Here is a 9021-nt window from a genome sequence, read left to right as displayed (position 1 = left end):
CCAACGTGAGCCTCTACTCTCGGGCTCCGGGCGCTTCCCGACGCGCTGCCCGGCCGGTCCGGAGCTCGCTGTGCCATCCGCGCCGGCCGCGGGTCTGGATCTGTCGCAGTGGTCAGGGAAGCAGGGTGAGGTTTCGGCCCTTGCCGTTGGCATGTGCCAGAGCCACTTTCACACGGCCACGGATACCTTCTCAATCGCGCGAACCGCCATCCCCGTCCCGTCTTCTTTACGGATCGCGGTGCCGAGCGCCCGAGCGCGGGTGGCCATACCGCTGTCGGTGAGCAGGCGATCGAGCGTGCCTCGCAACCATCTGGCGTTGAGAGCGCGGTGGGTACGAGGCGGGGGCCCGACGCCGAGCTGCGCCAGCTTCCTTCCCCACTGGAGCTGGTCACCCTGGGCCCATACGATCGCCTGCGGGATACCAGCCCGGAACACCGCCGCGGTCGTCCCGGCCCCCCCGTGATGGACGACGCACGCGGCGCGGGCATAGAGCCACCCGTGCGGGACGAAGTCCGCCAAAAAGATGTTGGGCGGCAGCTCCTGGTCTCCGAGCCCCGCCCAGCCGGATTGCAGGACAACGCGCCGATCCAGGCCGCGAACCGCCTCGATCAGCTCCCTTGTGACCATGCGGGCGTCGAGCCCGGCATTCGAGCCAAAGCCGATCACGACCGGCGGCTCGTCGGCTACGAACGCCGCGAGGTCGTCCGGGGGTACGTACTCCGGTTCGTCGAGAAACCAGTATCCCGTGGTGCGGTAGGTGGGGCCGAAGAGCGGATCGTGCTCGAGGGTGTGCGGGCTGATGGCGATGAGGTTGAGCAGGCGCGAATGGCTCGCGTCGAAGAGAACGTCGCGCCAGGGCGGAAGGCCTGCCGCGGTGACGACAGAGTTGAGAAGCTTGTCGGTCGCGAGCCTGACCCCCCCGCCGACGACCGACCATGCGAGGGCGTTGCCGACGGGCCCGAGATCGATATTGGTCGGGCCATGCCCGCGTGCTCGGCGCAGCGGCCAGGTGTGGTGCACGCTCACCTGGGGCGTGCCGACCGCGCGCGCCGCGGCGACCGCGGCGATGGCCAGCGGTGAGTGGATGACGATGTCGGCCTCACGGGCCAGCGCCATCAGCTGCGGTACCGCGGCATGCTGCTCCTGCGCCAGGAATTCGATCACAACCGTCAGTTGTCGCAGCTTGTTCTTCTCGCTGAGAATACGGATGTAGTTCGCCTGGAATTCCGTCTCGCTCCAAGTCGGCCTGCCGACGAAGGGAATCCCGACAGCGTCGGCGCGCGCTGCGTAACTATCGGAGGCCGAGAACTTGACATCGTGACCCTCCGCGAGCAGACGCTTTCCGAGGGCAAGAAAAGGCTGGAGGTCCCCCTCTGAGCCGACGGTTACTATGAGGGCACGCATCGTATCAAAGCCGGACAGTCGAGGGTCGGATCAGCGGCGGTCGGAGTTGGGTTCACTCTTGATTGCCTCCCTGGATCGGCTGCCGAAGTGACATGCGTGACGGATCCGAGCAGCGATCTTGTTTTCCTGTCCGGCACATCCTGGTGCGACCGATTCCCGGAAATCCCTAGAATCACGGCGTCGATGCGGGTGACGTGCGGGTCTTCGCCGCCGCACAAGGGAGTCCAGTGCGGCGTTCCTCATCGGAGGCCCGGATCCACCTTGGCTCCGGGCATCGGGAAGGCAGCCCAAACACGCCCAACCCGTCCCCGCCTGACCAAACCCGACTAGGCGTTTTCCTAGAAAAGTGTCCATAACATCAGGTTTCAGCAGGGCGTCGGGGCCGGCGCCTGCAGTTACCAGGGCGGAGGTGGACGATGACATCTCCCCGGATGTCGTCCAAGCCCCAATCGATAGGTGAGTGCCGGGTGCCGGCCGCCTCCCGGCGGAAGGCCAGGTCTGCGGCAGATCCCTCAACCTTCATGAGTGCTCTGTTGGGATCTAACTGAGCAGACCACTCACGAGAGCCGTGGTCGATTTCTGTGACAGACAAGGAGAGGACCGGTTATGTGTGGGATCACGGGCTGGGTGTCCTATGACGCGGACCTGACCGAACGGCAAGCCACGATTGACGCGATGACCGCCACCATGGCGCTGCGCGGGCCCGACGCCTCCGGAACGTGGCTGCAACGGCATGCCGCGCTCGGTCACCGAAGGCTGGCGGTCATCGACCTGGACGGTGGCGTGCAACCGATGGAGTTCGCCACGCCGAACGGTCCGGTGGTCCTGGTGTACAGCGGCGAGACCTACAACTTCATCGAACTGCGCAGGGAACTGCAGGCCCGAGGGCACCGGTTCCGTACCGCGAGCGACACCGAGGTCGTGTTGCACGGTTATCTCGAATGGGGTGAAAGCGTCGCCGACCACCTCAACGGGATGTTCGCATTCGCCATCTGGGATACCCGTGATCAGAAGCTTGTCATGATCCGCGACCGGCTGGGGGTGAAGCCGCTCTACTACTACCCGACCCGCGACGGTGTGCTGTTCGGATCGGAACCAAAGGCGATTCTGGCCAACCCTCTCGCTCGCAAGGCAGTCGACATCGACGGGATACGCACGGCGGTGACCGGCATCGGGCAGGGGCAGGCGATTTGGAAAGGGATGTACGAGGTCGAGCCGGGCACGGTCGTCACTGTCGACGCGAGCGGAATCCGCAACAGGACGTACTGGAGGCTCCAGACGGCGCCGCACACCGATAACCAGAAGAGCACGATCGAACGAGTGCGGCAGCTGCTCAGTGACACCGTCGGCCGACAGCTGATCTCTGATGTGCCCCAGTGCGTTCTGCTCTCCGGCGGCCTGGACTCCAGCGCGATCGCCAGTCTCGCGTCGCCCAAGCTGGCCGCGGCCGGTGAACGGTTGCGTACGTTCTCGGTTGACTTCGTCGATCACGTCGACAACTTCAAGCCGGATGTGTTTCGGACCACCCCGGATGCGCCGTTCATCAAGGATATGGTCGACCTGATCAAGCCGGTACACCGGCAGGTGGTGCTGAACGCGGAGGATCTGTCCGATCCGACCATTCGCCGTGCCGTGATCACGGCACGGGACACGCCGAATGCGTTCGGTGAAACAGATATCTCGATGTACAGGCTGTTTCGAGAAATACGCAATGAGTCGACGGTGGCCCTGTCCGGCGAGGCGGCGGACGAAAACTTCGGCGGCTACCAATGGTTCCACAACGACATTCGCGCGCTCCCCATCTTTCCCTGGATGGCGGCGGTACTCGGCTCGCAGCCCAGCACCTCCACCGTCATGCCTTTCAAGGCGGAAGCGCTGGCGGCCATGGGATTGGAAAGCTACCTGGGGGACCAGTATGCGACGGCGGTGGCGGCTGTCGATCACCTCGACAGCGCGTCGCGTGTCGAGCGTCAGATGCGCGTCATGTTCCACATGCACCTAACCCGGTTCCTGCGGATGCTGCTCGACCGTAAGGACCGCCTCTCTATGGCGGTCGGCCTTGAGGTGCGGGTTCCGTACTGTGATCATCGTCTCGTCGAGTATGTCTACAACACGCCGTGGAAGCTCAAGTCGTTTGACGGCAGGGAGAAGAGCCTGCTGAGGCACGCCGTAAAGGACCTGCTTCCGCCATCGGTGGCCAATCGGGTGAAGAGCGGTTACCCGACAATGATACATGACATTCGCTACTCGAGCGCCCTGCAAATTCAGGGCAAAGAGGTGCTGGCGGACGCCCATAGCCCGCTGTTCACGCTGTTCAACCGAGAATGGCTGAAGGGCGCGGTCGAGATGGACTCATCGAAGATATCGCACGGAGAGAAGCTCCTCCTGGATAAAATAATTGACATGTACTATTGGCTTGACATCTACTCGCCCGAATTTGCCCTGTCCTGACCACTCTGCCGTGGGCCATCCGCCGCTCTGAAGAATGAACCTTCAAGGTGGCGGTCCGGGCAACGCCGACTCGGGCACCGTGAACATCAAGGCAATCCTGACCTGGCTCGTCCGCCTCTCACCTGAACGCCCGCGGCTGCGGCGGACGTGCTCGGCCGGTTGCGCGCACCGGTCACGGGCGCGCCGGCCGACCCGTGGCGGGTCGATCTGGTCGACGGCGTCGAACTGGACGTATGGCGGGACGGCGACTTCAGTGGAGATCCCGATGTGCGGCTGGAGTACTGGCTTCTAGTGATTTTGCGAGTCGTTGCCGGGGTTCACTGGTGTGAGTGGCATTCGGCGCGATGAAGGGGTCAACGGATCGTGAGTACCGGGGGCGACGTCAGCACCGCATGGATCCGTCGCCACCATCCGCTGGCTTCTCTACCTCGGCTCGGGAGAGCCTGACCCAGGAGGCGATCGCCACGCTTGTGAACGTGTCGTCACCGGCCACAAGGCCGCACTGCGGCAGTGGTCGCGGATGCGGGAGGGCGTCGGCGGAGACCCGGTGTTCCTGACGTAGCCGAACCCTTGGATCGAGGGCACCGCCCTCAAGATGAACGTTCCCCCGGCGGGGACCGACGGCGCCGTGATCGGCGGCCGGAGCTTACGTGAGGGCGGGAAAACAGGGTGGGTGACGGATGAACGAGCCTGTGTTGAAGGCGCCGGAGGCGACTGTGGCGGACGCCGCGCCGGAGGGCACCATCGCACCTCTGGCATGGGGTCCCGTGTCGGTCATCGCCGGAGCGGTCGCGGTGCTGCTGCTGGTGACGAGCGGCCGATACGGCTACTTCGCCGACGAGCTGTACTTCGTGGCGGCCGGCGGGCATCTGAACTGGGGTTACGCCGATCAGCCGCCATTGCTGCCGCTGATCGCACATGTGATGGACACGCTCTTTCCCGGATCCCTTGTCGCGCTGCGACTTCCGGCGACGGTGCTCACGGCGTTGGGGGTCGTCGTCACCACCCAGATCGCCCGGGAACTGGGCGGCCGGCGCCGGGCGCAGGTGATGACCGCCGCGGTGTCCGCCATCGGCATGGTCGTCAACGGTCACCTCCTGGCCACGAACGCCTTCGACGTGTTCCTGTGGGCGGTGGTCTCATGGCTGGTGGTCCGCTGGGTTCGGTTGCGGGAGGAGGGGCGGCAGGACGACCGCCCGCTGCTGTGGGCGGGTGTCGCCACGGCCGTCGCCCTGCAGGTCAAGTTCCTGATCCCGGTGCTGTGGCTGGCGCTGGGAGCCGGCGCGCTCGCGGTGGGACCACGGGACCTGCTGCGCAGGCCGCTGCTGTGGGCCGGTGCCGCGATCACCCTGCTGACGATGCTCCCCGGGCTGGCCTGGCAGGCCGGCAACGGATGGCCGCAGTTCGAGATGGTCCAGATGGTGTCCGCGGAGGGGAGCCTGAACGGCGGCCGCGCGTTGTTCCTCCCGCTCGTGCTCGTCCAGCCCGGTCTGCTGATCGGGGCCGTGCTGGCCTGGTACGGCCTGTGGCGGCTCCTGCGGTCCACACTGCTTGGGCCCTACCGGTTCTACGGCGTGGCCGCCGTCGCGGTGATCCTGATCTTCTGGCTGGCCGGTGGCCGGTGGTACTACGTGACCGGGCTGTTCCCGGTGCTGTGGTCCGTGGCCGCGGTCGAACTGCAGCGGCGCCGACCGGCGCGCTGGTGGCGTTGGGTGCCCACCTGGCCGGTCTTCGCGCTGTCGGTGCTGCCGGCCCTCTACTGGCTACCGGTCCTGCCCGGGGCCTGGGTGCAGCAGCCCAGGGCCGGCGAGAACCTCGGGGTCAACATCATCACGATCGGCCAGTTCGGCTGGCCGGAGTTCACCGACACGGTCGGCCGGGCGTACCGGACACTGCCGCCGGACGAACGGCGGAACGCCGTAGTGATCACCAGCGTCTACTGGCAGGCCGCCGCCATCGAGTTCTACGGCGGCGAGCGGGGGCTGCCGAAGCCGTACAGCGGCAGCCGTGGCTACTGGTACTTCGGCATGCCCCCCCAGGGGGCCGGCACGGTGCTGTACGTCGGTGATGAGGGCGAGCGGCTGCGCACGTACTTCGGCGACGTACAGCAGGTGGCCACCGTGGACACCGGCCTTGGCCTGGAAGCCGGCACGCCCATCTGGCGGTGCCGCGATCCGCGGGCCTCGTGGCCGGAGCTGTGGCCGGAGTTCCGGCGGACGGCCATCTGAAGCGACTGGCGGGTAGAGCGGAGGCGTACTGACCGGGGACGCGAGAGGATCCGACCGGTCAGGCCGCCGAAGGGTCACCTGCGCGTGCGCCGCGTGGCCTGACCCGCCAGGTAGAACTCGCGTACCTTCCCGATCACCCGGTCCTGGTCGGACTCGGTCAGCCCGGGGTCGGTGGGCAGATAGAGACCGTCGGCCGCGAAGCGGGCGGCGTTCAGCGCCGGCCAGTCGGGGTTGAAGTACATCGGCTGGCGGCTCATGGGCTGGAAGAACGGCCGGGTCTCGATACCCGCGTCGGTCAGGAACTCCCGCAGCTCCTCCCGCCGCTCCGCCCGGATGTCGTACATCCACAGGACGTCGCGGGGCGGCATGACGGTGATCCCGTCGATGCCGTCGAGCCCGCTGTCGTAGTGGTTCTCGATCCGCTTGCGGATGGTGAGTATCTCGTCGATCTGCTCCAGCTGGGCCAGGGCGACCGCGGCCTGCATGTTGGTCATGCGGAAGTTGTAGGCCAGCTTCTTGTGGATGAAGTCGTGTTCCTTGCTGAAGGCCATGCTGCGCAGGTGGGCCATCTGCTGGGCGAGTTGCTCGCTGTTCGTGACGCAGACACCCCCCTCACCGGCGGTGATGATCTTGTTGGCGAACAGCGAGAAGCACGCGATGTCACCCACCGGGCGCACGCCGTGCGCCTCCGCCGAATCCTCCACCACTCTCAGGTTGTACTCGTGCGCGAGCTTCATGATCGCGTCCATGTCACACCGCCGGCCGTAGACGTGCACCGGCATGATGACCTTGGTACGAGGGGTGATCCGAGACTCGATCAGCGAGACGTCGATGTTGAGGTCGTCGGCGCAGTCCACGAACACCGGCACCGCGCCGGTGTAGGTGACCGCCCACGCGGTGGCGACCATGGTGAACTCGGGTACCAGGACCTCGTCGCCGGGGCCGACTCCGAGCGCCCGCAGCGCGAGGGTGAGAGCGGTCGTGCCCGAGGAGCACGCGACGCCGTACGCGACGCCGTTGTACTGGGCGAACTCCTCCTCGAAGCGCCTGACGAAGGGGCCCTGCGAGGATATCCAGCCGGAGCGGACGGCCTCGGTGAGGTACTCCAGTTCCCGTCCTGCGAGGTACGGCTTTGACACCTGATATTCGAACGTCATGGAGTTCCTCACTCATCAGCCAGCCGGCTCGTCGGCACGGGGTGACAAGAGGCGCTCGGAAAGTCCCGCCTTCCCCGCCGCGCCGCGACGCGGGACTCTCCGGACACGCGCCGGGTCAACTACAGAAGAACCCGGGCGGCACTCGTGAAAACACTAGGATCCGCGTGCCACGGGGCACAAGACCGGGTCGGCTCAGGTCATCGTGGCGAACAGGGCCGGGGCGTGGCCGGTGGGACGCCTGGCCTGGTGAGGCACCGGGGGCGACTCCTTCCGCGTCGCCGGGTCACAATCACGCGCGCACCTCTTTTCGCACCGTCTTTTTCGCGCCGCCTGACCTGCGGCGCCGCACAACTAGTGAAACGCGCAGCGTGCGCTCGGCATAGTTCGTGCTGGCCGTGAGGCCACGAGCCGGATGTGGTGATTCGAGCACCTGCCCTTGCCAGGCGGCGGATCGAGTTTCCGCATGTCGGCATTACGACGTGTATGGGGAGCGGCGCGTGAATCGATCCGAGTTCATGCCTGGCCATGACTCCGGCACGGATGACGATCGCATCGCGATCGTTGGAGTGTCCTGCCGGTTGCCCTCCGCGCCAGGTCCGGCGGAGTTCTGGCGGCTACTGCGCGACGGCGTGAGCGCCGTGTCCACGGTACCGCCCGGTCGCTGGAGCGCGGATACGGAGCTCGGCCCCGGTGCGCACGGCGCGTTCCTGGACGGGATCGACCGGTTCGACGCCGGGTTCTTCGGGATCTCACCCCGTGAGGCCCGCACGATGGATCCCCAGCAGCGGCTGATGCTGGAGCTCGGCTGGGAGGCTCTGGAGAACGCGCGTATCGCGCCCGCTCCCCTCCGCGGCACCGACGTCGGCGTGTTCATCGGTGTGATGGCCGACGACTACGCGTTGCTGAGCCGCCAGAGCGGCGCTGCGGGAATCGGCCATCACTCGCTCACGGGCGTCAACCGCAGCATCCTCGCCAACCGGGTGTCGCACTTCCTGGCCCTGACCGGCCCGAGCATGGCCGTGGACACGGGCCAGTCGTCATCGCTGGTGGCGGTGCACCTCGCCTGCGAGAGCATCCGCAGCGGCGAGTCCGACATGGCCCTCGCGGGTGGGGTCCAGCTCAATCTCGCCGCGGAGAGCGCCCTGGCGGCCGCGGAGCTCGGCGCGCTGTCCCCGGACGGCAGGTGCTTCACCTTCGACGCGCGGGCGAACGGTTACGTCCGCGGCGAGGGTGGCGCCGTCGTCCTCCTCAAGCCGCTGTCGCGCGCCCTCGCGGACGGCGACCACGTGTACTGCGTCATCGCGGGCAGCGCGGTCAACAACGACGGTTCCGGCGAGGCGCTCACCACCCCGAGTTCCCGGGCACAGGAACGGGTGCTGCGGTCGGCGTATCGGCGCGCAGGCGTGGACCCGGCGAGCGTCGGCTACGTCGAGCTGCACGGTACCGGCACCAGGGTGGGCGATCCCGTCGAGGCCACCGCGCTCGGCGCGGTGCACGGCACGGGCCGCTCGGACGCGCCGCTGTGGGTGGGATCGGCCAAGACCAACGTCGGCCATCTGGAGGGCGCGGCCGGTATCGTCGGGCTGCTCAAGACCGTGCTGGCCATCGAGCACCGGCTGCTGCCGCCGAGCCTGAACTTCGAGCGGCCGAACCCCGCGATCCGCTTCGACGAGTGGAACCTGCGTCGACCATCATCTGGTTCGCCTACGGATACGGGCTGGCCTTCGGGAGGGACCTCGGTGGCGCCGGGCTCATCGGCTGGAGCGATTTCCGGTTCGCGA

Annotated in this window: 5 protein-coding genes; 3 read left to right on the top strand and 2 right to left on the bottom strand. The window is 66.9% G+C overall.

Annotated features, from left to right (window positions below; genetic code table 11):
* Window positions 1–168: 168 nt before the first annotated feature.
* On the bottom strand, window positions 169–1404 hold the full coding sequence (locus tag ABZ260_RS39550; RefSeq protein WP_355627797.1) for a glycosyltransferase: 1236 nt from the start codon (window positions 1402–1404) through the stop codon (window positions 169–171).
* Window positions 1405–2010: 606 nt separating this feature from the next.
* On the opposite strand from ABZ260_RS39550, the gene asnB reads away from it, so the two are divergent.
* Together asnB and ABZ260_RS39540 are read left to right on the top strand one after the other, a co-directional pair.
* Window positions 2011–3855 carry an asparagine synthase (glutamine-hydrolyzing) gene (asnB, locus tag ABZ260_RS39545; protein ID WP_355627794.1) on the top strand — a complete coding sequence of 615 codons (1845 nt, stop codon included), beginning with the start codon at window positions 2011–2013 and terminating at the stop codon, window positions 3853–3855.
* A 680-nt stretch (window positions 3856–4535) separates the two neighbouring features.
* Window positions 4536–6083, top strand: a complete 1548-nt coding sequence (locus ABZ260_RS39540; RefSeq protein ID WP_355627792.1) for a glycosyltransferase family 39 protein — start codon at window positions 4536–4538, stop codon at window positions 6081–6083.
* A gap of 74 nt (window positions 6084–6157) precedes the next feature.
* On the opposite strand, the gene ABZ260_RS39535 is transcribed toward ABZ260_RS39540, so the two are convergent.
* The gene (locus ABZ260_RS39535) at window positions 6158–7240 is read right to left on the bottom strand and encodes a DegT/DnrJ/EryC1/StrS family aminotransferase (RefSeq protein WP_355627789.1); all 1083 of its coding nucleotides are present in this window, start codon (window positions 7238–7240) and stop codon (window positions 6158–6160) included.
* A 497-nt stretch (window positions 7241–7737) separates the two neighbouring features.
* On the opposite strand from ABZ260_RS39535, the gene ABZ260_RS39530 reads away from it, so the two are divergent.
* On the top strand, window positions 7738–9021 hold a 1284-nt coding region (locus tag ABZ260_RS39530; protein ID WP_355627786.1), incomplete at its 3' end, for a polyketide synthase.

The organism is Streptosporangium sp. NPDC006013 (assembly GCF_040614275.1).
Classification (GTDB): Bacteria; Actinomycetota; Actinomycetes; order Streptosporangiales; family Streptosporangiaceae; genus Streptosporangium.
The sequence above is the reverse complement of the archived record's forward strand: the minus strand, read 5'-3'. Positions and strand labels throughout refer to the sequence as shown.